The following is a 24,087-nucleotide window of genomic DNA, read 5'->3' as shown; positions in this document are numbered from 1 at the left end:
GTCAGCGCCAGTCGCGGGTCACCACTCTGACCGTCAAACCGTCTCGGGCCAGATCCACGCGCTTGGGATAGCGCTCGCCGGACTCGGCCTCGCGCACAAAGCGGATGCGCCAACCCTGCTGCAGCAATTCGCCGTCGGGACGGACTTCGCTCGCCTCGCCCGGCACGGGCATGCCACGGATCCACCAGGCCAGGCCGGACAGCGGCAGCGGCAGCGGCCAGCCCAGGGTTTTCTCGGTCAGGCTTTCCACATCCGCAGCCTGCCAGGCCTTGCCGTCCGCCAGCAGGGTGACGCCGCCGGCGTCGCGGATCACTTCGGCCACGGTATTGCCCAGCGGCGAGTTGATCGCCAACTGATCGCGCTCAGGCTGGTGCCGCCAATCGAAGTTGGCGACATGCCCCTTGCCGTCCAGATTCACCGACAAACGTCCGCTGACCGCGAAGGGCTGGTCCGCGGACTGCGTCGCGGCGGGCATGAACACCGCCTCGCGCGTCGCGCAGCCGGTGAGCGCAAGAGACAGGGCCAGGATCAGACCGCTCCACTTCATCAATGGGCCCCCAGACGGCGCATGGTTTCGCGCAGCACATCATGCTCCGGGCTTTCCGCCAGCGCCTTGTCCCATACCGCCTGCGCCTCGTCTTTCTTGCCCAGCTTCCATAACACCTCGCCCAGATGCGCGGCCAGCTCGGGGTCGGGCAAGAGCGCGTAGGCCTTCTGCAGCGTTTTCAGCGCGGCCTCGAGCCGGCCCAGCTTGTATTGCGCCCAACCCAGGCTGTCTAGGATGGTGGGATTGTCCGGCTCGCTCTTCAGCGCTTTTTCTATATAGCCAAGCGCCTCCTGATGGCGGCCGGTGCGGTTGGTCAGCGTATAACCCAGCGCATTCAAGGCTTGGGCATCGCCCGGCTTTTCCTTCAACACCAGCTTGAGGTCGCGCTCGGCATTGCCGATATTGCCCAGGTTGTCGGACACCAGCGCCCGCTCATACAACAGCTCCGGCGCCTTGGGCATGCGCTGCAGCGCCTTGCTCAATAATTCGTAGGCCTTGCCGTATTGCTTGGCCTCGCGCGCCAGCTGTGATTGCAGCAAGGCCAGGGTGATTTTTTCCTGATCATTGCCGCCCAAGGGCGCCAGCCGCGCCAAGGCCAGCTCCAGCTTGCCGTCGCCAGCCTCCATCATTGCCAGCCGGCCTTGAGCCGGCAGGAATTGCGGACCAGCGCCCACCATCTCATACCAGCCCTTCGCGGCGGCGTCCTGGCGCTCCTCCGCGATCTGTCCCAGGGTATAGCGGATGAAATTGGCCTCGGGATGGCCGGCGGCCAGCGCCTGGCGCAAATACTTGTCCGCGGCGGGCAGATCGCGCATCTGGTAGGCCATCAGGCCAGAGGCGTAAAGCAGGTCTGGATTGTCCGGATAGGCCGGCAGCAGTTGGTCGAAAGCCTGCCGCGCCTCGCCGAAGCGCTTGGCGCCCACCAGCAGCCGCGGATAGGCCAGCTTCAGTTCCAGACCGGCGTTGGGCCGCCGCGCCAGTTCGCGCCGCAGGAACTCGATGGCCTGGTCCGGCTGCTCGCGCCGCAGGCGGTCCACCTGCCACGCCACCGGCAAATCCCAGGCCGGCGCGATCTGCGCGAGGCGATCGAACTCGCGGTTCATCGTGGCCTGATCGCCGGCCTCGGCGGCCACGGCCAGTAGCGCGAAGCGCGCCTCGGCCAGGTCCGGATAGCGGCCGGCGAACTGCTGGACCAGCTCATAGGCCGCCTGTTTGTCGCTCTGACGCGACGTCAACCGCGCCAGTTGCACGAAGATGGCGGGAGCCCGTTCCGGTTCTTTCTGCAGCAGCGCTTCGATCAGCGGCTTGCTTTCCGCCAGCTTGCCGGCGCGCAGCAGGGTGATGAACAGCTGCTCGCGCGCGGGCACCGAGTCCGGCGCCAGCTCCATCCACAAAGTCAGCGCTTCCGAGGTTTCCTTCAGCAAACCGGCGAACATGGAGAACTCGGCCGCGCGCTGCGCCAGCCGCGGGTCGCGCGTCTGACGCGCCAGTTCCAGATAGGTCACCGCGGAAGCGCCCACCGAGCCGCGCTGGGCTGCGATTTCTCCGGCCACCACGCCATAGAGGATTTCGGGCGCCAGCTCCGCCTTGGGCAGCAGGGCATCGTCCTCTTTAGCCGCGGCGGCGGCCTCGTCGCCCGCCGGCTTGCCGGTATCGACGGAGCGCGCCGCGCCGGGATGCTTGAAATTGGCGCACGCCGACAGCAGCAAGACCATCAACAAGGGAAGTGTTTTTTTCAGCCGTTGCATTCGCATGGAGTCAGAGACCTGCTTATAAACCTGTTGAATGCGTAGAATAGCATGACCTGTTTTTATCTTCGCGCCCATTCTACCCATGCCAGAACTGCCAGAAGTCGAAACCACCCGCCGCGGGATTCTGCCCCATTTGTTGAACGCCGAGCTTGGCGGCGCCGTGGTCCGCCACGCCGGCCTGCGCTGGCCGGTACCGCCAGAACTGCACGCCACCCTGCGCGGCCTGACGATACGTTCGGTCGATCGCCGCGCCAAATACCTGCTGCTGGGCACCGATGCCGGCACCCTGATCATCCATCTGGGCATGTCCGGCAGCCTGCGTTTCCTGCCGGCCGACACCCCGCCGGAAAGACATGATCACATCGATCTGCTGCTGGGGCCCAATGTGCTGCGCTACCGTGATCCGCGCCGTTTCGGCGCGGTGCTATGGCATGTCGGCGCCATCGAGCACCACCCCTTGCTGCAGGCACTGGGGCCGGAACCGCTGTCCGACGGTTTTGACGGCGACACCCTGATCCGAGCAGCTCAACGCCGCGGCAGCGCGGTCAAGCTGATGCTGATGGACAATCATGTGGTGGTGGGCGTAGGCAATATCTACGCCAACGAGGCGCTGTTTCACGCCGGCATCCATCCCGCCCGCGCCGCCAACGCGGTGCGCGACGGCGAATACCGCCGGCTGGCCGAAGAAATCCGCAAAGTGCTGACCCGCGCTATCGAGGCCGGCGGCAGCACGCTGCGTGATTTCGTGCATAGCGACGGCAAACCCGGCTACTTCCAGCAAACCTATATGGTTTACGGCCGCCAGGATGAACCATGCCGGCAATGCGGCACGCCGATCCGGCATTTACGCCAGGGCCAGCGCAGCTCCTACTATTGCCCACTATGCCAGCCATGCTAGAGTTACGGCCTCAACCTTAGCGCACCGAGCCTCAACGTATCTTGAAGTCAATCGCCACCACCTCCCTGCTCACCCGGATCGGGCGCGTCGCGCGCCTGTTCGGCCATCTGGCCGTCGGCGTTTTCATCCTGGTTACGCGCTATTCCCGGCTGGCCCACGCCGAACGCGCCGTCGTCACCCGGCGCTGGGCCGCTCACGCGCTGAAGATCCTGGGCATCAGCGTGCGGATCAACGGCGTCAACCCCGGCTTCTACCCGCCCAATACCCTGCTGGTGGCCAACCACATCTCATGGCTGGACATCTTCGTGCTCAATAGCTGCACGGTGTCCCGCTTCGTCGCCAAGCGCGAACTCCGCTCCTGGCCGGTGCTGGGCTGGCTGGCGCATCTGGGCGGCACCTTGTTCATCGACCGCAGCAAGCGCAAGGACGCCAGCCGCGTTTACAAGGCGCTGGCGCACGCGATGGAAAACGGCGCCTGCATGGCGGTGTTTCCAGAGTCCACCACCTCGGACGGTCTCGATCTGCTGCCGTTCAAGGCTTCCTTGTTCGAGGCCGCGCTGTTGTCGCGCGGCACCGTTCAGCCGGTGGGCCTGCGCTATTACGGCGCAGACGGCGAACAGACGCTGGAACCGGCCTTCATCGGTGACCTGACCTTTCTGCAAAGCGTGCGCAAGGTGCTGGCGATGCCGGCTATGGAAGTCGAGGTCAGCTACGGCCAGCCGCTGAAGGCTTGGGAACACGGGCTGGATACCCGCTTCGCGCTGGCGCAGCAAGCACAGCAGGAAGTGGCGCGCGCGCTGCGGCTGAGCCCGCCTCCGGCCGCGGAAGCGGCTCAGGAACCGGCTCAGCAACACTGAGCACCTGCGACGAAGCTTCCCCAATGCAAAAGCCCCCGTTCCGGGGGCTTTTCTTCATCCATCGCCGCCACGCTCACAGGCTGAGCCGCGTCATCAGATTATCGAATAAATCATCGGCCAGCTTGGCATAGCCTTGCTGCGAGAAATGCACCAGGTCCGGCCGCGCCAGCTGCTGCGCCTGCCAGCGTTTCATGCTGCAGGGCCCGCCCATCGCCTGCTCCCAATCCCAGTACAGCATATGGCTGTCGCGCGCGACTTTCTGCTGAATGCGCTTGACCGCCGCCAATTGCAGCGGGCGTCCCGGCGAACACTCCTTGCTGACCGCGCCGCGCTTACGCGCCGCGTCCTGCGCGCCCAGCATCAGAATGGCCGCCTGCGGCAGATCGCGGCGTATGGTGTTGATCGCCGCCTGCAGATTGAGCTGATACTCGATCAGGTCGAGGCGATCGTCGAACGCCTCATTGACGCCGTAAGCCAGGATCACCAGATCGCTATTGCGTTCCGCCAGCTGCGCGCTCCAGTTCTTGCCCCAGCGTTGCCAGATCGACAGCTGCGCGCCGTTGCTGCCTATGCTGTCCAGCACCACGCCAGGCGCCAGCCGCTCCAGCTCAATGCCGCCCAGTTCCGCCGCCGGCAACGCCCCGGCGCGCACCACGAAGGGGAAGTACAGCTTCTGCTCCACCGTCTGCCAGCCCTTGCCCGCCTCCGGCGGGTTCAGCTTGCGGCTGCCGTGGCCGTCGTCCACTTCCAGCGCGCCGGCGCCGTCTTGCGCCGCGCGCACGCGGAAGCGCACTCGCCACAAACCGTCCAGCGGATTGCGCGGCAACACGCTGATGGTGGCGCCCGGCCGCTGCGCCTGGGCAATATAGCCACCCAGCGGGAAGTCCGGATCGCCGTCCTTGCGGCTGTTGATCAACGTCCAGCCCTCGCTGCGCTCTATCACCAGCGCATGGCGTTGACCCGGCACCGCCATCGGCGGCGTCCAGCCGGCGCCGGCATCGCCGAACTTGGCCTGGAAACGCTCGCGCAGCGTGCCGGTCAGGTAATCGGCGGCGGTATGCGAATCCCCCAGCTGGGTAATGCGCACCGGCTGAACCGCTGTGGAAATCCCCTTCAGTCGCGACGCCAGCCGCGCCAGATTGACCTCGCCGAAATCCTGCACCGGGGCGGCCCAAACCGCCGCAGACACCAACAGGCCAGCCAAGGCGACGCTGAGTCTCAACTTCATTCAAACCTCAATTCTGCCAATACCCGCCGTGCCAGCAAGACCTGGCCCTGACGGGTGAAATGGATGCCATCGGCGGTTCTGACCGCCACCTCGCCCTGCTCGGGCAAGGTCATGAACTTGGCGAAAGCATCGTCCTCGCTGCCCAAGGCCTCGCGCGTGGACAAATAACGCTGACCTGCGCTCTCCACTTCCTCGCGGAAGATGCCGTTTATGTAATGCACGCCGCGGTTGAGCTTGTCCTTGCCCATATTCGGCGCGCCCAACCACAACAATTGCGTCTTATGCGCCTTGGCCGAGGCCAGGATGGCGCGAATGCGCTCGCGATAACGCTGCTCCCACTCCTCGGAGGCGAAGCGGATGTAACGGCTGCCGCCCACCATGTCCCAAGTATCGTTGGCGCCCAAGAAGACCACCACCAGACCGATGTCAGGATTGGCCGCCAATTGTCGCTCTATCGTGTCCGGCCAATTGAAAAAGTCCGGATAAGTCAGGCCGGTGCTCTGCTTGCTGACGTCCAGCGCCTTGATCTGGTGCAGCTTGAACAGCGGCCGCAGCAAATGCGGCGCCACGCCCTGCATCATGGAATCTCCGGCCAGCAACACTTTCTGCCCCGGCCGCAGCAATAATCGGCTGTCCTTGGCCGCGGCCTGCTGCGGAGCGGACACCGCTGGCGGCTGGGTTTTGACCCCGGCCGGCAAGACCGGTTCGCTTGCCGTGGACGGAGCCTTGCTGCCGGCCTGCGCTTGCGGCGCCAGCACGGGCGGCGGCGCCGGGCGCAGGCAGCAGGCGTTGAAGTAGGCGATCATATCGTCGTCCCAGCGGTCCAGCCGCGCGAGCAGTCCACGGCTGTGATCGCGGAAACCGCGCCCCAGATCCGCACCGACGCGCCAGACGCTCAGATCGGACAAGACTTCCAGTTGGCTGGGGCGGTGAAAAGTCTGCCGCCAGTAGGCGTTGATGGACGATTGCTCAATCCAGCACAGCAACAGCATGCTGCTGCCGAGTATGGCCAGGGCTTGGCGAATGGCGGAACGGGCGATCATGTGACGCAGGCCTCAATGCGGTAAGACTGACGATAAGACGGTGAAATTGCGCGGCGATTCCGCCGCGCGCGCTTAAAACTGGTAATAAATGAAACCCGGGATCCCCGGCGGCGACACCACGATGATCAGCAAGGCGCAGCCGGCCAACAAACTGGGCTTGCCCCACCACGGCAGACGGGCCAGTTGGGCGATGCCGTGCTCCCGCGCTGCGCTCAGATAAGGCAGGCCGATAAAGGCGGCGGCGGTCAGCGCCAGGAAGCCGGGCGCGTTCAGCGTCAGTTCCTGGCCGGTGCCGGCCATGGCCTCCAGGAAGCTCCAGCCATCCTCCAGCGAGGCCGCGCGGAAAAACACCCAGGCCAGGCACACATAATGAAAGGTCAGCAGCCGCGCCAGCCAGGCCCAGCGCCGCGTCAGCGCTTCCTTGCCCAGCAGCCGGTCGCCCAGGTTCAAGCCCACCACGCCCAGGCCGTGCATGCCGCCCCACACCAGATACTTCAGGCTGGCGCCGTGCCACAGGCCGGACAGCAGCATCGCGGCCAGCAAATTGAGCTGGGCACGGGCGAAGCCCAGCCGGTTGCCGCCCAGCGGAATGTAGATGTAATCGCGAATCCAGCTGGACAGCGACATATGCCAGCGCCGCCAGAAATCGCGCAGATTATGCGCCAGGTAGGGCGCGTCGAAATTGCGCGGCAACTGGATGCCCAATAGCAGCGCCAGCGCGGTAACCAAGTCGGTATAGCCGGAAAAATCCAGATAGATCTGGAAGGCGTAGGCATAGAACGCGGCCCAGACCTCAAGTGGGTGATAAGTTTCCGGCGCGCTGAACACCGGGTCCACCCAGGCGCTGGCCAGCCAGCCGGCCAGCCACAGCTTCTTGGCCAAGGCCAGCACGACCAAGCCCAACGCGCGGTCCAAATGCAGGATGTGGCGGCGCGCGCCGCTGCGCAGCTGCTCCAGCAGGCCGCTGGCGCGGCAGATCGGCCCGGCCAGCAAGGTGGGAAAGAAGGCCAGGAACAAGCCCAGTTCCCTGACCCGGGCGAAACGGACTTCGCCGCGGTACAGGGACACCAGATAGCTGACCGACTGGAAGGTATAGAAAGAGATGCCCACCGGCATCAGGAAATCCACCGCCGGCAGCACCGCGGCGATGCCCAGCGCGTGCAAGCCCGCTTGCGCGCTTTCGCGGAAGAAGTCGAAGTATTTGAACACCGCCAGATTGCCCACCGCCATCAGCAGGCCCACGCGCAGCCAGCGTTTGGGGCGAATGGAATCCAGCATGCGCGCCGACACCACGGTCAGCAATACAGTGTAGATGGCGAGAATCAGCGCGAAGCGCCAGTCCAGCTTGGCATAAAAGGCGTAACTGGCAAGCAACAACAAACCGTTCTGCCAATCCGTGCGCTTGCGGCACAGCCAATACAGGGCGAAAAAGGCCAGGAATGCCAGCGCGAACTCAATGGAAAGATAACTCATACAAATAAAAAAACGGCTCTGGCAAGAGCCCGGATTATGACAGTGATGAGGGCGGGCTGACTATGGCTTGACGATATTTTATTTGCCGCCGCGGCGCGTCACGCGCCGTTCAGGCGGTGATTTCGCGAAAAGCCGGGCACGGCAAGGAAAACAAGGCCTGATCGCCCAGCCGCATCGCGGTCAGACTGCCGCCCCACAGACAGCCGGAATCTATCGCCACCACGTCTTCGGAAATGTGAACGCCCAAGGCCGACCAATGGCCGCAGATGATGGGCATCTCGCCCTGCCAGCGCCCCGGCGCCTCGAACCAGGGCGTCAGGCCGGCCGGCGCATTGTCCAGTTCGCCCTTATAGTTCAGGTCGATTTCGCCATCGCGGTTCAGGAAACGCATCCTAGTCATCGCGTTGACAATCACGCGTAGACGATCGGCGCCACGCAACTCCTCGCTCCAGCGCGTCGGCCGGTTGCCATACAGCCGCGACAGGAATTCACGATGCTTGGGCCCGGACAGGCCGGCCTCCACTTCTTCCGCCAAGTCCAGCGCCCGATCAATGCTCCACTCCGGCAGCAGGCCGGCGTGCACCATCGCGTAGCCGTGGCCGGCTATCATCATCGGTTGGCAGCGCAGCCAGTCCAGCAAGACCTTGCCGTCGGCGGCATTGAGTATATCCAGCAAGGTATCGCTGCGGTGCAGCTTGCCGAAGCCCTCCGCCACCGCCAGCAGATGCAGATCGTGATTGCCCAGTACGATTTCGACGTGATCCTGATGCTGGAACACCCAGCGCAGCACTTCCAGCGACTGCGGTCCACGGTTGACCAGGTCGCCGGTCAGCCACAAGGTGTCCTTGCCGGGGTTGAACTCGATTTGCCGCAACAACTGCTGAAATGGCTGGAAGCAGCCTTGAATGTCGCCGATAGCGTAGATGGCCATATGCACCTCATGAGTGGCGGATCGATCCGAGAACCTGTTCAAAGTCTGCGGCGCTTCGGCGATACGGCGTTAACAACGCTTTCAGAATGCTCATGTACCACCTGTACGTTCCGCTTCTTCAACCGTTTTCGCCTTGCCTCGCTCTTGCTCGCCAGACTTTGAACAGGCTCTGAGATGTCATCCGCGGATAGCGCCATGATACCCCATGCTACAATGCACTGGCTGAGTTACCGATTTACTGCGCCCTGCCGGGCCCCTTCCCCATACCGCCATGTCCGCACCCTTGCTCAATCCGCCGCAGCGCGCGGCGATCCAATATCTTGACGGCCCCTTGCTGGTGCTGGCCGGCGCCGGTTCCGGCAAAACCCGAGTCATCACCTACAAGATTTCGCACCTGATCCGCGAAGGCGGCATCAGCGCGCGCAATATCGCCGCCATCACCTTCACCAACAAGGCCGCGCGAGAAATGCTGGAGCGGGTGGGCAAGTTGATGACGCCGGCGGAGATCCGCGGCATCACCGTATCCACTTTCCACTCGCTGGGCATGCAGATGCTGCGCCAGGAAGCGCCGCATCTGGGCTATAAGTCGCAGTTTTCCATCCTGGACGCCTTCGACGCCGGCAAAATCATTTCCGACATCCTGAAAACCACTTCCAAGGACGAAGTGCGCAAGGTGCAAAGCCAGATCTCGCTGTGGAAAAACGACCTAAAAACACCGGACCAGATGCTGCTGGAAGCCCAGGGAGAGTGGGAGAGCATCTGCGCCACCACTTATCTGGCCTATCAGGACACCTTGAGCGCCTATCAGGCGATGGACTTCGACGACCTGATCCGCCTGCCGGTGCAGTTGTTCCAACGCAATGAAGAAGTGCTGCAGAAATGGCAGCACAAGCTGCGCTACCTGCTGATAGACGAATACCAGGACACCAATACCTGCCAGTACCAATTGGTCAAGCTGCTGACCGGCCTGCGCGGCATGTTCACCGCGGTGGGCGACGACGACCAGTCCATCTACGCTTGGCGCGGCGCCAATATGGAAAACCTGCGGCTGCTGCAAAGCGACTTCCCCAAGCTCAAGATCATCAAGCTGGAGCAGAACTACCGCTCCACCGCGCGCATCCTGCGCGCCGCCAACTCGGTGATCTCGAATAACCCCAAACTGTTCGAAAAGCAGCTGTGGAGCGAGCTGGGCCTGGGAGAGCCCATCCATGTGATCCAGTGCAAGGATGAGGAGCACGAGGCGGAAACCGTGGTGCAAAGGCTGCTGGCGCACAAATTCGAATACCGCACCGAGTTCAAGGACTACGCCATCCTCTATCGCGGCAACTACCAGGCGCGCATCTTCGAGCAAGCCTTGCGCAATCAGCGCATCCCCTATCAGATGGCCGGCGGCCAGAGCTTTTTCGACAAGCCGGAAATCAAGGACATGCTGGCCTATATGCGCTTGATCGCCAATCCCGACGATGATCCGGCCTTCATTCGCGCGCTGACCACGCCCAAGCGCGGCGTCGGCACCGCCACGCTGGAACGGCTGGGCGCCTGGGCTGGCGAGCGCGGCAAGAGCCTGTTCGCCAGCGCCCATGAGGAAGGCTTCCGCCTGCAGGTGCAAAAAGCCCAGCTCGAACCGCTGGAGCAGTTCTGCGACTTCATCGCCAATCTGCAATACCGCGCCACCCGCGAGGACGGCGGCCCGCTGGCGATGGAGATGATGCAAGCCATAGGCTACGAAGCCTGGCTTTACGATAGCGAGGACAGCCCGCGCATCGCCGAAACCAAATGGAAGAACATCCTGGAAATGGTGGGCTGGCTCAGCCGCAAGGGCGAGGACAGCGGCAAGAACCTGGTGGAGCTGACCCAGACCATCGCACTGATCACCATGCTGGAAGGACGCGAGGAAGGCGAGGTCGACGCGGTGAAGATGTCCACGCTGCACGCGTCCAAGGGTCTGGAATACCCATATGTGTTCCTGGTCGGCACCGAGGAAGGCATACTGCCGCACAGCGAATCCGTCGATAACGGCATGGTGGAAGAAGAACGCCGGCTGATGTACGTCGGCATCACCCGCGCCCAGCGCATGCTGACGCTGACCTACTGCGTCAAGCGCAAGCGCGCCGGCGAATGGCAGTTCGTCGAGCCTTCACGCTTCATCAGCGAAATCAACGGCGACGATATGCGCCACTTCGGCAAACCCGGCGCCGAGCCCATCGTCAGCAAGACCGAGGGCAAATCGCGGCTGGCCAGCCTCAGCGCAATGCTGGCCAACAAGGAAAAACCGGCGGACTCCTGAAGCACGGCTATCGTGGGCGACATGCCCGAGCGCGGGAAAAGAAAATGGCGCCAGTGGCGCCATATGAAGAATGAGGAACATCTCTGGGTGAAGCGAAAGTGGAAACCCACTGAATCCCCACACCAAGCCGCGAAGCGCCTGACGCTTCACGACCTAAACAGATGGCTCATCATGCCCCAAGCGCCTAAGCAGGGCACCTGTCCCTTGTTACAGCGCGGTTTTGTTGACATAGGACATTGTCGTCAACATTAGGCCTAATTTTCCGGAAAAACATATAAATCGCCATTTTTCAGCGATAAAAAACGCCTTGCGCTGAAGCAAGGCGTTTTTTGTTCCGAGGGACCGCCGCTTATTTGGAATTATTCACCATGTATTCCACCGCCGCGCGGAACTCGGCGTCGCTGCCGGTATAACCGCCCTTGGCCGGCATCGCGTTCAGACCCTTGATGCCGATCTTGACCACTTCGTCCAAGCCGGGCTTCAGGCGCAGAGCCCAAGCCGCCTTGTCGCCGAACTTGGGCGCGCCGGCGATGCCGGCCGCGTGGCAGGCCATGCACACGCTGTCGTAGATTTTCTTGCCCACCACCGCCGGATCGGCCGCCGCGGCCGCGCCGCCAGCGCCGCCCACCGGCGGTTCGGTGAACTTACCGCCCGCGGAGTTGCCCATATAGGCCACCGCGCGCTTCACTTCGTCATCGCTCAAATCGGTGGCGCCGCCCTTGGCCGGCATCGCGTTGAAGCCCTGCAAGGCATGCTGAGTCAAGGTATCCCAGCCCTTGGCGATGCGCGAGCCCCAGGACGCGGTGTCGCCGAACTTAGGCGAGCCGGCGAGGCCGGTGCCGTGACAGGAGATGCAGATGCCCTTGTAAACCTGTTCGCCCGTGCGCATGCCCGGAGGCGCATCGCTGGCCTTGGCTTCGCCAACCGGTTTCAGGCGAGAGGCGATGGCCTCCTTGGTCATTACTTCGGCATCCACGTTGTAACCGCTGGTAGCCAGCTTGGCCAGAAGCCAGATTGCCACTACAAGAAAGACAACGACGCCAACCAGCACTTTGATGACCTGGCCGGGAGCCATTCCGTTCTCATTACTCATTACGAGCCTCGCCTGGAATTAATGACATTTAAAATAGGATAATTATACGGTAAGCCTGAAGGCAAGGCAAAACCATACACTGGACTCGGGTAAGGAAGTTGCGCTATGATGCGGCCCTGCCTCAAAGCAAGTCACAGCGCACCCGTAGCTCAGTTGGATAGAGTGTCAGTTTCCGAAGCTGAAGGTCACAGGTTCGATCCCTGTCGGGTGCGCCACATCCCCTCCGCCTGTCTTGATATTTCCTCGTTTTCCCCGCTATCGCCACCGTTGTTTTCACTAAAACGCTTGCCGCAGCCCAATGCCGCGTCCTTGGGCGGAAAATGAAAAAAGCGGGACGCTTGCGCGCCCCGCCCGGTTCATTCCGCCCGCGGTCGGAGTCAGGCGATGCTGGCCACCGGCTCGGCTTCGTCGTCGTCTTCTTCGCCGAGGAAGCCCCCGCTCTGATGCGCCCATAGTCGCGCATACAAACCGTCCTTGGCCAACAGGCCGCGATGATCGCCTTCTTCCACCACTCGCCCCTTGTCCAGCACGATCAAGCGGTCCATCGCCGCGATGGTGGACAGGCGGTGGGCGATCGCCACCACGGTCTTGCCTTCCATCAAGCGGTACAAGCTGCGCTGGATCGCAGCTTCCACTTCCGAATCCAGCGCGCTGGTGGCTTCGTCCAGCAGCAGAATGGGGGCGTCCTTCAACATGACCCGCGCGATCGCGATGCGCTGGCGCTGGCCACCGGACAGCTTGACCCCGCGTTCGCCGACATGGGCGTCATAGCTGCTCCGTCCCTTGGGATCGGTCAGGGTCAGGATGAAATCATGCGCCTCGGCGCGGCGCGCGGCCGCCTCCATCGCGGTGTCGTCGGCGTCTGGCCTGCCGTACAGCAGGTTGTCGCGCACCGAGCGGTGCAGCAAGGAGGTATCCTGCGTCACCATGCCCACCTGGGCGCGCAAGCTGTCCTGTGTCACCCGCGCGATATCCTGGCCATCGATCAAGATACGACCGCCATCCAGGTCGTAGAAACGCAGCAGCAGATTGACGATGGTGGACTTGCCGGCGCCGGAACGGCCGACCAGACCTATCTTCTCGCCCGGGCGTATCGTCAGCGACAGCTGTTCGATCACGCTCTTGCTGCCGCCATAGCTGAAGTCCACCTGCTCGAAACGAATCTCACCCTGCTTGACCGCCAGCGGCTTGGCATCTGCGCTGTCATTGACCAGCACCGGCCGCGCCAGCGTGGCGATGCCGTCCTGCACCGTGCCGACCTGCTCGAACAAGGAGGCCATTTCCCACATGATCCAGTGCGAAATGCCATTCAGGCGCAGCGCCATCGCCGTGGCCGCCGCCACCGCGCCGACACCGACTTCGCCCATGCTCCACAGCCACAGCGTGACGCCGGCGGTACTGGCGATCAGCAACATGCTCAGGCTGTGGTTGATGATTTCGAAACCGCTGATCAAGCGCATCTGGCGATAGGCGGTGGCCAGGAACTCCTGCATCGCGCCGCGGGCAAAGCCGGCCTCGCGCTGCGCATGCGAGAACAATTTCACCGTGGCGATATTGGTGTAAGCATCGGTGATGCGGCCGGTCATCAGGCTGCGCGCGTCGGCCTGGGCGGTGGCGGCCAGGCCTAGCCTGGGCACGAAGAAATACAGCGTGGCCACGTACAGCGCCAGCCAGGCTAGGAAAGGCCATAGCAAACGGCTGTCGAAGCTGCCGACCACGGCGATCATAGTGACGAAGTAGATCACCACGAACACCAGGATGTCGGCGACTATCATCACCGTCTCGCGCACCGCGATCGCGGTCTGCATCACCTTGGCCGAAACCCGGCCGGCGAACTCGTCCTGATAGAAATTCATGCTCTGCCGCAGCAGATGGCGATGGAAGTTCCAGCGCAACAGCATAGGGAAGTTGGCGGAAATACCCTGGTATTTGATCAAGGCCTGCAAAGCGATCAATAGCGGACTGGCCAGCAGGATGCCCGCCAGCAGCAACAGATTATGGCTTTGCGTGTCCCACAGCAGTGCGGGCTTGACCGCGCCCAGCCAGTCCACCACCGAGCCCAGCATGGAAAACAGCAGGGCTTCGAAAGCGCCTATGCCGGCGGTCAGCAGAATGACGGCCGCAATCAGACCGCGCAAGCCGCGGGTGCAGAACCAGAGAAATGGAAAAAAGCCCGAGGGAGGTTGGGCCGGAGGCGTGTCGGGATACGGATTTACCCGTTTTTCGAACCAATTGAACAAAGATCGCTCCAGTGCAGAGGCCGCCGATCCGGCTGCGCCTGCTTTGGGTTTAATAGGAACCTGGACAATAGCCAAGCGCTGAAAATCGCGCAATGGAAACTTCTCTCACCCTGCGCCCGCATTTGTCATATTCAGCCAACAAACGAGAACGCAAGACAATTGCCGCCAACTACATTGGCTAAAACGCGACAGTCAGCATAATTCCTCCAGCTTTTCGGTCTTGCGGCTGCGCAGGTCCACCACGCGGTGAATCTCGATGCGCAGCTGGCCGCGATAAACATTCCACATCACCAGCGCCGCGCGCCGCGCCTGCTCCTGGCTGGGATGCAGCGGCCCGCTGTCGTCGACGCCGAACTGCTCCGAGATCAGTTTCAAACGATACATCCCCCTTACGCCCCCCAAGATCGTGCGCAGCCAGCCGACTGCCGCATGCCGCGCCGTCGCTGCGCCGCTGACAAGTGAGAAATCTCCCGATGCCGCCGTTTCGTTAATTCTGCCAAAATAAGCACATTGTCATTTCAATGGTCATACCCAAGCGTTGTCGTCGCGCGAAGACGAGAACGGAGATCAGCATGTGGTGACAGGCAGGAGAAACAGCGCGGGCCAATAGCCCTTGGCATTTATTGACGGCTTTTGCCGCTCTTGAGAATGATTCTACCCATTACAAGCACTGTCAGGCAAAGATTCCTGAATTAATTCACGCAGTTGTAATATAAATGGATAGATCAATGGCGGGAGAACCGCGCCAGGCACTGTGAATGGCATCCCGGCGCGGCAAGGGAATCAGCAGGAGGTCAAGGCGTGCACATCGCTGCGCTGCGCATGGCGAATGCGCGCCAGCGCCGCGTCTATCGGCGCGGTGCGCTCGCCCCAATAACCATGGCGCGCCAGGCAATCGGTCGCCACCAGCGCCGCGTCTATCATGAAGCGCTCTTCCAGCAGCAATTGCTCCACTTCGGCGAAGGACATCAGGATGTGCTCGGCCACCTCGCCGTCCTGATTACAGGGTGTCTCACCCTGCTCCAGCCACAGATCGAAAGCATAAATCCACTCGCGATGCAGGCCGCGCTGCACCGGGCGCTCGGCCAGCAGCAGGCTGGCTTGCGGCAGATCGCGCACCTGCTCGCGGCGCACGCCGGCCTCTTCCCAGCCTTCGCGCTCCAGCGCCAGCTCTATGCTCTCGCCGGCGGCCACGCCGCCGCCGACCAGGTTATCCATGCGGTTGGGATCCACCGCCTTGTGCGGGCTGCGGCGTCCCACCCACATCCGCACTTCTCCGGACGGCAGCCGGATCAGCCCGTTCAGATGCACCGCGCGGCTGGTCAGGCCCAACGGGCGGAAGGCGGCGCGCTCCAGTTCGAAGAACGGAGAGCCGTCGTGGCGGAAAGCGGTGAAGTTTTCATTGCGCCAGCCATTGAGCCAACCGGCCTGTTGCCAGCGGCGCGCCGCCTGCGCCAAGGCGTGGCTGATGCTGCGGTAGCTGCCGTCGAGACGGCAATGCAGTTTCTGGTACTGCTCTTCGAACAGCTGCGATTCGCTGCTCAGCAAGCGCTCTTTCCACACCGCGTTGACCCAGCCCAGGCGCTCTTTGCCGATATACAAAGGCGTGAACTGCTGACGATCGAAACGGGTAATCTTGTCGAGATAAGCCAGAACCGCATCCACTTGCATTGCCAACTCCGCTGCGATGTGTTTCGGGAAGGCTGCATCTTAGGATGCTTCTTCCGCTTTGACTATATCTGGCGTAACAGCCGGCAAATAAACAGATTATTTTGCGGCAGGCTGTTGCGGAATTGTCGATGCGGCCACACGCCGCGCCGACAATTTAATCGCAACGTCATTTCAATTTGTCCGCCAGGCCGGAGTGGCGCGGCGGCGCGGCGGCCGCGGCCTGCTCCCACACCGCCTGCGCGCCGGCGACAATGAAACGGTCGCGCGCGCGGGTGATCGCGGTATACACCAGCGCGCGGTTCAGCACCGGTCCCGCCGTGTCCGGCAATTGCAGACAAACCTCGCCGAACTCCGAGCCCTGGCTCTTGTGCACCGTCATCGCGTACACGGTGTCATGCTGCGGCAGGCGACCGGGCGCGAACTCGCGCCAGCCGCCGTCGTCTCCGGGAAAAGCCACGCGCAACCCAGCCTCGCGCTGCACCGCGAAACCGATGTCGCCGTTGAACAGGCCCAGGCCGTAATCGTTCTCGTTGATCATCACCGGCCGCCCCGGATACCAGTCGCGGCCGGCCGGCTTGTCGCCGTCCGCTTCCAATTGCTGCTCAATGCGGCGGTTGAACGCGTCCACCTGCCGCCGCTCCGCCGCCAGCAGCATGAAGCCGGCGAAGGCACGCTGCCGCTCGGCCAACGGCGCGCCGGCGCGCACCGCCCGCCAATAAGGCTGCCAGCGCGCCAACACTTCGGCGGCATCCAGCGCCGGCGTCGCCGCCACGTCCGGCCAGGCCGCGTCCTGCAGCACCGCCCAGCTGGCCGAGCCGTCGCCAGCGTTGACCCGCCGCGCCAGCTCGCCGATGCCGGAAGCCGCGCCAAAGCGGTGGCTATGCGTCAGCAGCGCCACGCAGTCGGTGAGCTTGCCGCCGGCGCCCGGCGTGGCCGCCAGGGTTTCCCCGCAGCTCGCGCGCAGCCAGTCCAGCGTTTCCGGCCGGTAATGGATGTCCGCGCATAGATCGCCCAGCACCGCGCCGGCGTCCACCGAGGCCAGTTGATCGCGATCGCCGAGCAGGATCAGACGCGCCTGCGACGGCAGCGCCTCCACCGTGCGTGCCATCAGCGACAGATCTATCATCGATGCCTCGTCCACCACCAACACATCCAATGGCAATGGGTTGCCCGGATGATGACGCGGCGCGGCGACGCCCGGACGTAGGCCCAGCAGGCGGTGCAGGGTCTGCGCCTGTTGCGGCAGCTGGCGCAGCGCCGCCTCATCGACGGCCAAGCGCTCGCGTGCGCCGCGCACCGATTCCGCCAGCCGCGCCGCCGCCTTGCCGGTGGGCGCGGCCATCGCCATCACCAGCGGTCGAGGCGACAGGCCGGCGAGCAAGGCCAGCAGCTTGACCACGGTGGTGGTCTTGCCGGTGCCCGGGCCGCCGGAAATCACCATCAGCCGTTGGCGCGCGGCCAAGGCAGCTGCCAGCTTCTGCCGGTCCGGCGCCGTGGCGTCCCCAGCCGCGCCGAACAACGCGTCCAGCATCCGACGCAGACTCTCCGCGTCCGGCGCGGGGCCCGGCTCCGCCAGGACGCTCAGCCGCGCGGCCAGCCGCGCCTCGTCGAACCAATGGCGGGCGAAGTACAAACGGCCGGCCTCATCCAGAATCAGCGGCGCGTAAGCGCCGGGCGGGCCAACCAAGGCGCTGGCCCGCAGCGCCTTGCGTTCCGGCCGCTGCGCCAGCGGCAGGCAGACATGGCCGGCCTGATTGGCGCTGGCCAGTTCATGGATCAGCGCCAGCGCGGCATCGTCGACATCGGGATCGAGACGGGAGAACAGGCGCGCCAGTTCGGCGGGCAGCAGGGCTTGCTGGACAGACATCGATTGGGATCCGAATGCTTTGCGCTCCGCGGCGCGGAGCGGGAATGGGACGCCTCAGCGCAATTTGCCGCTATCTTGCAGCTGCTGAATCGCCTTGTCCAATTGCGGCAATAGCTGGCGGTATTGCGGGTGCAGCCGCAGCATCACCGGCACGCTGCCGACGCTTTCCCCCGGCACGCAGGGCGGCGCCTCCGGCGAGTGGCTCAGCAAGGTGTCCAGCTGACGCTGGCTCAAGACAATGGCCTGCATGCGGCCCTGGCGCAGGCCCCCCAGCAAGTCGTACTCGCTGGCGGCCTCCATCCGCTTGAGCTGGCCGCTGGCAAAGCCCGGTTCCAGCGCCGGGTAGACACGCCCTTGCAGCACGCCCACGCTCAAACCGCTGAGGCCGGCCGGCAGCGCGCCCTTGCGGCGCTTGCCGGCGGCGAAGCACAACCGCAGCGCCTGAACGTCTATGGGCTTGGTGTAGAAGCCGGCCACCGGCGACAACGCGCGCCAGGATGGATTGACGCCCACTTCCACATCCACCTTGGCCACCTCGAACAATTGCTGCAAGCGCGAGGACGGGTAATATTCCAGCTCAAAGCGGATGCCGCTGAGCCGGCCTATCTGCTCCAACGCCGCGCGGTATTGGCCGGCCAGCACGCCGTCCTGAGCGCTGAACAAGGGACCAAAGCTGTCGTTGGCCACGCCGGCGCGCAGGGTCAGCCCGGCCGCCAGGGCCGGAGCCGCCAGCAGCAACGCGAGCAGCCCGGCCGCAACCTCAGCCCAGCCTGGCTTCCAGCGCATCGCAAATGGTTTTGAGGATCTTGATGCGGGCATAGTATTTATTGTTGGCTTCCACCAGTGTCCAGGGCACCTTGCTGGTGCTGGTACGGTCCACCATATCGCTGACCGCCAGCTTGTAGGCATCCCATTTGTCGCGGTTGCGCCAGTCCTCCTCGGTGATCTTGAAACGCTTGAAGCCGGTTTCCTCGCGGCCCTTGAAACGCGCCATCTGCTCGTCCTTGCTGATAGCCAGCCAGAACTTGACGATGACGGCGCCGTTTTCGCTGAGCTGATGCTCGAAGTCGTTGATCTCGTAATAAGCGCGCATCCAGTCCGCCTCTTTGGCGAAGCCCTCCACCCGCTCCACCAGCACCCGGCCATACCAGGTGCGGTCGAAGATGGTGATGCCGCCCTTGCCCGGTACATGGCGCCAGAAACGCCACAACCAGGGCTTGGCCTTTTCTTCCTGCGTCGGCGCGGCAATGGGCACCACCCGGTAACGACGCGCATCCAGCGCCTGGGTGATGCGGCGGATGCTGCCGCCCTTTCCGGCGGCGTCGTTGCCTTCGAAGGCCAGCACCAGCGAGTGCTGGGCGAAGCGCGGATGCCGGGTCAGCCGGTGCAGCCGGCCTTGCAGTTTCTCCAGCTCGGCCTTGTAACTCGCCTTGTCCATGGCCTGGTCCAGCTGCAGGGTGTCCAGCAACAGCTTGTTGTCTATCGGCGCCAGCAACGGCGGCGCGTCTATCAGCTCGGCCTGCGAACCCTGAGCTTGCGCCAGGCGGTTGCGGATGGCGTTGAGCAGGGTGTTGCCCACGGTCAGGCTGCGGTAATTGGCGTCCTCGCCGTCCACCACCACCCAGGGCGCGGCGGCGGTATTGGTCAGCCGCAGGATGTGCTCGGCGGATTTGCGGATCTTGTCATAGCGCTCGTAGTGCTCCCAGTCGGTCTTGGTCACGCGCCAGCTGCTGGCCGGGTCTTTTTCCATCTGCTTGAGCCGCTTGTGCTGCTGCTCGCGGGTCAGGTGGAACCAGAATTTCAGCACCAGCGCGCCGTCCATGGTCAGCATGCGCTCGAAACGCAGGATGTCGAAAATCTGCCGGTCCAGCGCGTCGCGGTCGCTGCGGGCGAATACCCGATCGAACAAGGCGTCGGAATAATAAGAGCCGAAGAACATGCCGATGCGGCCCTTGGTCGGCAGCTGCATCCAGTAGCGCCACATCCAGGGCCGGGCGCGGGCATCATCGTTGGCCTCGGCGAAGGCGACGGTGTCTATCAGCCGCGGGTCCAGCCATTCATTGATCAGATTCATGGTTTCGCCGCGGCCGGCGCCGTCGAAACCGTGGATCAGGATCAGCACTGGAAAGTCGGCTTTTTCCTTCAGGTCGTATTGCAGATCCAGCAAGGCCTCGCGCAATTTTGGCATGGCTTCGCGGAAAGTCTTTTTGTCTATGCTGTGGCCGATTTCGGCGGATTCGAACATGATGCGTCCTTGTTATTGTCGGCTCGCCCCGGCGCTACTCTCCCCTTAAGAACCTGTTTACGATCTGCTGCGCGTCGGCGGGATAGATAGAAATGGGCGTTGAAACCGAGCTCAAAATGCTCATGCACCACCTGTGTATTCCGCTTTTTCGCTCGTTTTCGCCTTGTCTCGCCTTCGCTCGCGAGATCGTAAACACGTTCTTACCGGATGCGTTCCACTTCAGATAATTCAGCTTAGTTGGATACCCCTGGCTCGCGCACTCCGCATTCCTACGCATGCCCGCCGGCAAACCAATGGTCCAGCGCGTCCAGCAGCGCCGGCGCCGGCTGGTCGCGCCAGATGCCGCAGCCATCGGCGCCGATGCCGCGCAGATAGAGATAGCGCACGCCACCGAAGCGGGCGGCGAAATCGATGCCGCGCGCGCTGAAATAGCGGCGCAGCGCCACGCTATAGATCAGGTACTGCAGATAATAATGCTCCTGAGCTATCGACTCCGCCAAGCGCTCCACCCGGTAATCCTCGCGCTGGCCGCCCAGATGGTTGGATTTGTAGTCCACCAGGTAGATAAACCCGTCCGCCTCGAACACCAAGTCCATGAAGCCCTTGAGGAAGCCGCGCACGGTGGCGAAGTCCAACTGCGCAGCCGCCGCGCGCAAGGGCGCGGCCAGGCCGTGCTCCGGCGCGGACAGGATGGCGGCCAGCCGTGCCACTTCCAGCTTGGGCGCCGGCAGCATGAACTCCATCTCCACCAGCCGCTTGTCGTCCGGCACCGCCGCCAGCGTCACGCCCGGGTCCAGTTCCGCGTTCAGCGTCGCCGCCACCATCTCATAACCGGCCTCGGCCCATTCCGGCGCGAAGCCGTGCTTGGCCAGCGCCAGTTCCACCGCTTGGCGCAGCCCGGCCGCGTCGACGCCAAAGCTGATGGTTTCGAAAATCTCGTGCAAGCAGGTACCCGCCTTGGCGCCGCGTGGAAAGCCGAAGCGATCCAGCGCCGGCGGCTCTTGCGGCGCCGGCGCCGAAGGCTGGCGCGCATCGTGGTCCGGACTTTCCTGCCACTTGCCGGCCGCCTGCGCATGGGTCAGCGAGGTGAAGCTGGCCACTCGCCACGGCGCGGCCAGCCGCCGCGCGAAAACCTGCGCCCGGTAGTCCTGCCCGCCGGCGCGCGGCGCGGCCAGCGATGACCGCTCCACAGCGCCTTCCAGCACCGCGCAGGCGGCGCCGGCCTCGGCATTGGCCGCGGCGACGAAGCCGTCCAGCTGACGCCTGACCACGCCGGCGTCCAGTTCCAGCTGTTCCAGCTGCGGCAAACCACGCGCGTCGCGGCCATGCAGCAACCAGGACAGCGCCGCGGTTTCCATGCCGCGCACCCAGCCCCAGCACAGGTATTGGCGATATTGCGCCCGGGTCAGCGCCACATAGAGCAGGCGCAGTTTTTCCGCCAGCAGCTCGCTGCGCGCCGCCAGCCTGACGTCGGCGTCGGCGGCGACGTCCGGCGCCAGCCAGGATTGCTCCTCGGCGTGGTAACGCCAGAAGGCGGTGTCGCGCCGCTCCAGCGCGCCGCCCCATAGAAAGGGGCAGAAGGCCACCGGGTATTGCAGGCCCTTGGCGGTATGGATGGTGACGATCTTGACCAGGGCCGCGTCGCTCTCCAGCCGCAGCACCGCTTCTTCGCCGCCCGGCGGCTGCGCCACCCGCGCTTCCAGCCAGGCCAGCAGCGGCGCCATGCCTTGCCGGCTGTCGCTTTCCTGCTGCAGCAATTCCGCCAGATGCGATAGATTGGTCAGCCGCCGCTCGCCGTCCGGCAGCGGCAGCAGGCGCTCGGCCACTCGCTCGCGCGCGAAGAAATGCCGCCACGCCGCCATGAAGCCGCGTTCGCGCCACAGCAGATGATCGGCGGCATTGGCCTGCAACTGAGCTTCCCAGCGTGTCTCGTCCTCGACCCTGGACAGCAGTTCGCCGGCGTCGACGCCGGCCAGCTCGGTCACCAGCGCCGCGCGCAAGCGCGCCTCGCTGGCCGGTTCCGCCCAGGCGCGCAGCAAGGCCAGCAACTCGCCGGCCTCCCGGCTGGCGAACACGCTCTCCAGGGTCAGCGCCACGCTGGCCACGCCGCGCTCGGCCAACGCCTGCCTCACCCTATCCCCCTGGCGATGGGTGGACACCAGCACCGCGATGTCGCCGCCGGCCAGCGGCCGCCGCGTCTCGCCACCGACGATGGCGGCGCGGCCGGCGGCTGCCAACGCCAGCAAGCGCGCGATCTCGTCGGCGCAGGCGTCCGCGGCCAGCGCGGTGGCGGCTTCGCCGCTGGCGGCCTTGTCCGCCGCCTCCGGCTGCAGCCATTGGAAGCAGAACGGCGACCGGCCATCGTCGACTTCCAGCCGGCCGCCGGAAGCCGGCGCCGCCGCCACCGGCTGGTAGGCGATGCCGTCGATCAGAAACGGCAGCTCGCGCGCGAACAGCGCGTTGACGGCGCACACCAGCGGCGCCTCGGAACGGCGGTTGGTGTCCAGCGTGTAATGGTGTTGCGCGTCGTCGCGCGCCGCCAGATAGGCGAAGATGTCGGCACCGCGGAAGCTGTAGATCGCCTGCTTGGGATCGCCAACCAGGAAGACCGGCCGCTGCTGCGCGACGAAGCAATGGCGGAAAATCGAGTATTGGATGGGATCGGTGTCCTGGAATTCATCGATTAGCGCCACTTGGAAACTGCGTGCCACATGGGCCGCCAGCAAGGGGCCGCTGATCGGATCAATCAGCGCCGCGCCCAGATCGGTCAACAGATCGTCGAAACCACGGCTGCGCTCGCCGGCGCGGCGCGCGCTCAGCTGCTGATTAACCCAATCGATCAACTCCAGCTTCAGTTGCGCCACCGACAGGGCCACTTCTGCCAGATAAGCGTCCCAGGCGCCCAGCCAGGCCTCCACCAAGGCGAACAAGGGATGCTCCGGAGCGGTATGGCCTTTCTTCATGCCCTTGGCCAGGTTGGACGGCAGCCATTTATCCAGTTGGCGGCGGCCGTCCTTGTCCAGCACCGGCACCGTGTCCGGCGTGCGCAGCAGGGCGTCCAGCGCCTCGATGGCGCGGCCAATGATGGCCGGACTGTAGCTGCGCGCATTGAAGCCTTCGACCGCGCGCAACACATCGGCGGCCTCCGCCGCCAGTTCCGGCCGCGCCGCCAGCGCCCGCCAGCCCTGCTCCACCGCGAGCAAGGCGCGTTCGAGGCCGGCGACATGCGGCGCGCGCATGCGCAGATAAGGCTTGGATAAATAGGGGCGCACCTCGGCCAGCCAGGCGTCCGGCGTTTCACCGTTATCCACCAACACCTGGGCCAGCAAAGGGTCGTCCACCACTCGCCGTCGCCAGAAGTCGTCGACGATTTCGACCAGTCTGTCCTCGTCGTCGCTGACCAGTTCGGCTTCGAAGGTCTGGCTGCTTTCGAAGGCGGCGTCGGTCAGCACCCGCTGGCAGAAGCCGTGAATGGTGTAAATGGCGGCGGCGTCGAAGCCGGTGATCGCCGCGTTGAGCCGCTGCAGCGCCAGGGTCCGTACCGGACCAGGTGGAAAACGCGCCGCCAGCGCCGGCAGGAAGGGATCGCCGCCGGGGTCGCCGTCGCCGGCCAATGTCTGCGCCAGCTCGCTCAAGCGCCGGCGCAGCCGTTCACGCAGCTCGGCGGTGGCGGCCTTGGTGTAGGTGACCACCAGCAGTTGATCGATGCCGGGCGGCGGCTGGCCGTCGCGCTCCTCCAGCAATAACCGGGCGAACAGGGCCGCGATGGTCCAGGTCTTGCCGGTGCCGGCCGAGGCCTCGATCAGATTGATGCCGGTCAGCGGACAGTTCAGCGCGTCCAGCGCTTGGGGAAGCAGGCTCATGATGGCGACACTTTAATGCGATTCGGCCATTTAAACGACCCGTAAACGTCTGCTTATGCTGTTGCGCACGGGAGCGGCATCCTGAGCAGCCCC

General features: G+C 64.3%; 17 protein-coding genes and 1 tRNA gene. 4 read left to right on the top strand and 14 right to left on the bottom strand.

All coding sequences use genetic code 11. The features are described 5' to 3' along the window. Position 1: 1 nt before the first annotated feature. Together lolB and VI26_RS09485 are read right to left on the bottom strand one after the other, a co-directional pair. Positions 2 to 547, bottom strand: coding sequence for a lipoprotein insertase outer membrane protein LolB (gene lolB / locus VI26_RS09490; RefSeq protein WP_156183822.1), 546 nt, complete (start codon positions 545 to 547; stop codon positions 2 to 4). Then, positions 547 to 2,301 (bottom strand): tetratricopeptide repeat protein, encoded by a 1,755-nt coding sequence (locus tag VI26_RS09485; protein ID WP_048409480.1) that lies wholly within the window; start codon positions 2,299 to 2,301, stop codon positions 547 to 549. Before VI26_RS09485 ends, lolB begins: the two co-directional genes overlap by 1 nt. Before the next feature lie 79 nt (positions 2,302 to 2,380). Between VI26_RS09485 and mutM the strand changes: the two genes are divergently transcribed. Beyond that, complete coding sequence (gene mutM / locus VI26_RS09480) at positions 2,381 to 3,196, top strand: bifunctional DNA-formamidopyrimidine glycosylase/DNA-(apurinic or apyrimidinic site) lyase (protein ID WP_048409479.1); 816 nt, start codon at positions 2,381 to 2,383, stop codon at positions 3,194 to 3,196. A 41-nt stretch (positions 3,197 to 3,237) separates the two neighbouring features. Further along, on the top strand, positions 3,238 to 4,053 hold the full coding sequence (locus tag VI26_RS09475; RefSeq protein WP_048409478.1) for a 1-acyl-sn-glycerol-3-phosphate acyltransferase: 816 nt from the start codon (positions 3,238 to 3,240) through the stop codon (positions 4,051 to 4,053). Between the two features lie 73 nt (positions 4,054 to 4,126). On the opposite strand, the gene VI26_RS09470 is transcribed toward VI26_RS09475, so the two are convergent. The 4 genes from VI26_RS09470 to VI26_RS09455 form a co-directional block, all read right to left on the bottom strand. Continuing rightward, complete coding sequence (locus VI26_RS09470; protein ID WP_053074345.1) at positions 4,127 to 5,281, bottom strand: SGNH/GDSL hydrolase family protein; 1,155 nt, start codon at positions 5,279 to 5,281, stop codon at positions 4,127 to 4,129. Further along, entirely contained in the window at positions 5,278 to 6,324 is a 1,047-nt protein-coding gene (locus VI26_RS09465; protein ID WP_048409477.1) for an SGNH family hydrolase, read from the bottom strand. The genes VI26_RS09470 and VI26_RS09465 overlap by 4 nt, the downstream gene beginning before the upstream one ends. Positions 6,325 to 6,396: 72 nt before the next feature. Then, on the bottom strand, positions 6,397 to 7,797 hold the full coding sequence (locus tag VI26_RS09460) for an MBOAT family protein (protein WP_048409476.1): 1,401 nt from the start codon (positions 7,795 to 7,797) through the stop codon (positions 6,397 to 6,399). A 109-nt stretch (positions 7,798 to 7,906) separates the two neighbouring features. Then, a complete protein-coding gene (locus VI26_RS09455) occupies positions 7,907 to 8,728 on the bottom strand; it encodes a symmetrical bis(5'-nucleosyl)-tetraphosphatase (RefSeq protein ID WP_048409475.1) in 822 nt (273 codons plus the stop codon). A gap of 271 nt (positions 8,729 to 8,999) precedes the next feature. Here VI26_RS09455 and VI26_RS09450 point away from each other — a divergent pair, with 271 nt between their 5' ends. Further along, positions 9,000 to 11,015, top strand: coding sequence for a UvrD-helicase domain-containing protein (locus VI26_RS09450; protein ID WP_048409474.1), 2,016 nt, complete (start codon positions 9,000 to 9,002; stop codon positions 11,013 to 11,015). A 349-nt stretch (positions 11,016 to 11,364) separates the two neighbouring features. Here VI26_RS09450 and VI26_RS09445 read toward each other — a convergent pair whose 3' ends face one another. Continuing rightward, positions 11,365 to 12,036, bottom strand: coding sequence for a c-type cytochrome (locus VI26_RS09445; protein ID WP_331282526.1), 672 nt, complete (start codon positions 12,034 to 12,036; stop codon positions 11,365 to 11,367). A 210-nt stretch (positions 12,037 to 12,246) separates the two neighbouring features. Here VI26_RS09445 and VI26_RS09440 point away from each other — a divergent pair. Beyond that, positions 12,247 to 12,323: transfer RNA gene (locus VI26_RS09440), tRNA-Arg, on the top strand. A 162-nt stretch (positions 12,324 to 12,485) separates the two neighbouring features. On the opposite strand, the gene VI26_RS09435 is transcribed toward VI26_RS09440, so the two are convergent. From VI26_RS09435 to recB, 7 genes are all read right to left on the bottom strand, one after another. Then, positions 12,486 to 14,348, bottom strand: a complete 1,863-nt coding sequence (locus VI26_RS09435; protein WP_048409472.1) for an ABC transporter ATP-binding protein — start codon at positions 14,346 to 14,348, stop codon at positions 12,486 to 12,488. Between the two features lie 192 nt (positions 14,349 to 14,540). Continuing rightward, positions 14,541 to 14,723 carry a hypothetical protein gene (locus VI26_RS09430; protein ID WP_158274340.1) on the bottom strand — a complete coding sequence of 61 codons (183 nt, stop codon included), beginning with the start codon at positions 14,721 to 14,723 and terminating at the stop codon, positions 14,541 to 14,543. Positions 14,724 to 15,131: 408 nt separating this feature from the next. After that, positions 15,132 to 16,019 (bottom strand): NUDIX hydrolase family protein, encoded by an 888-nt coding sequence (locus tag VI26_RS09425; RefSeq protein WP_048409470.1) that lies wholly within the window; start codon positions 16,017 to 16,019, stop codon positions 15,132 to 15,134. A 166-nt stretch (positions 16,020 to 16,185) separates the two neighbouring features. After that, positions 16,186 to 17,886, bottom strand: a complete 1,701-nt coding sequence (gene recD, locus VI26_RS09420) for an exodeoxyribonuclease V subunit alpha (protein ID WP_048409469.1) — start codon at positions 17,884 to 17,886, stop codon at positions 16,186 to 16,188. A 54-nt stretch (positions 17,887 to 17,940) separates the two neighbouring features. Continuing rightward, positions 17,941 to 18,672 carry a transporter substrate-binding domain-containing protein gene (locus VI26_RS09415; RefSeq protein WP_048409468.1) on the bottom strand — a complete coding sequence of 244 codons (732 nt, stop codon included), beginning with the start codon at positions 18,670 to 18,672 and terminating at the stop codon, positions 17,941 to 17,943. Continuing rightward, entirely contained in the window at positions 18,647 to 20,131 is a 1,485-nt protein-coding gene (gene pap, locus VI26_RS09410) for a polyphosphate:AMP phosphotransferase (RefSeq protein ID WP_048409467.1), read from the bottom strand. Before pap ends, VI26_RS09415 begins: the two co-directional genes overlap by 26 nt. Positions 20,132 to 20,400: 269 nt before the next feature. Next, a complete protein-coding gene (gene recB / locus VI26_RS09405; RefSeq protein WP_048409466.1) occupies positions 20,401 to 23,994 on the bottom strand; it encodes an exodeoxyribonuclease V subunit beta in 3,594 nt (1,197 codons plus the stop codon). Positions 23,995 to 24,087 lie beyond the last annotated feature (93 nt).

It is taken from the genome of Chromobacterium sp. LK1 (assembly GCF_001043555.1).
Lineage (GTDB): Bacteria > Pseudomonadota > Gammaproteobacteria > Burkholderiales > Chromobacteriaceae > Chromobacterium > Chromobacterium aquaticum.
Note: the sequence above shows the minus strand (reverse complement) of the source record. Positions and strands in the feature narration are given on the sequence as shown.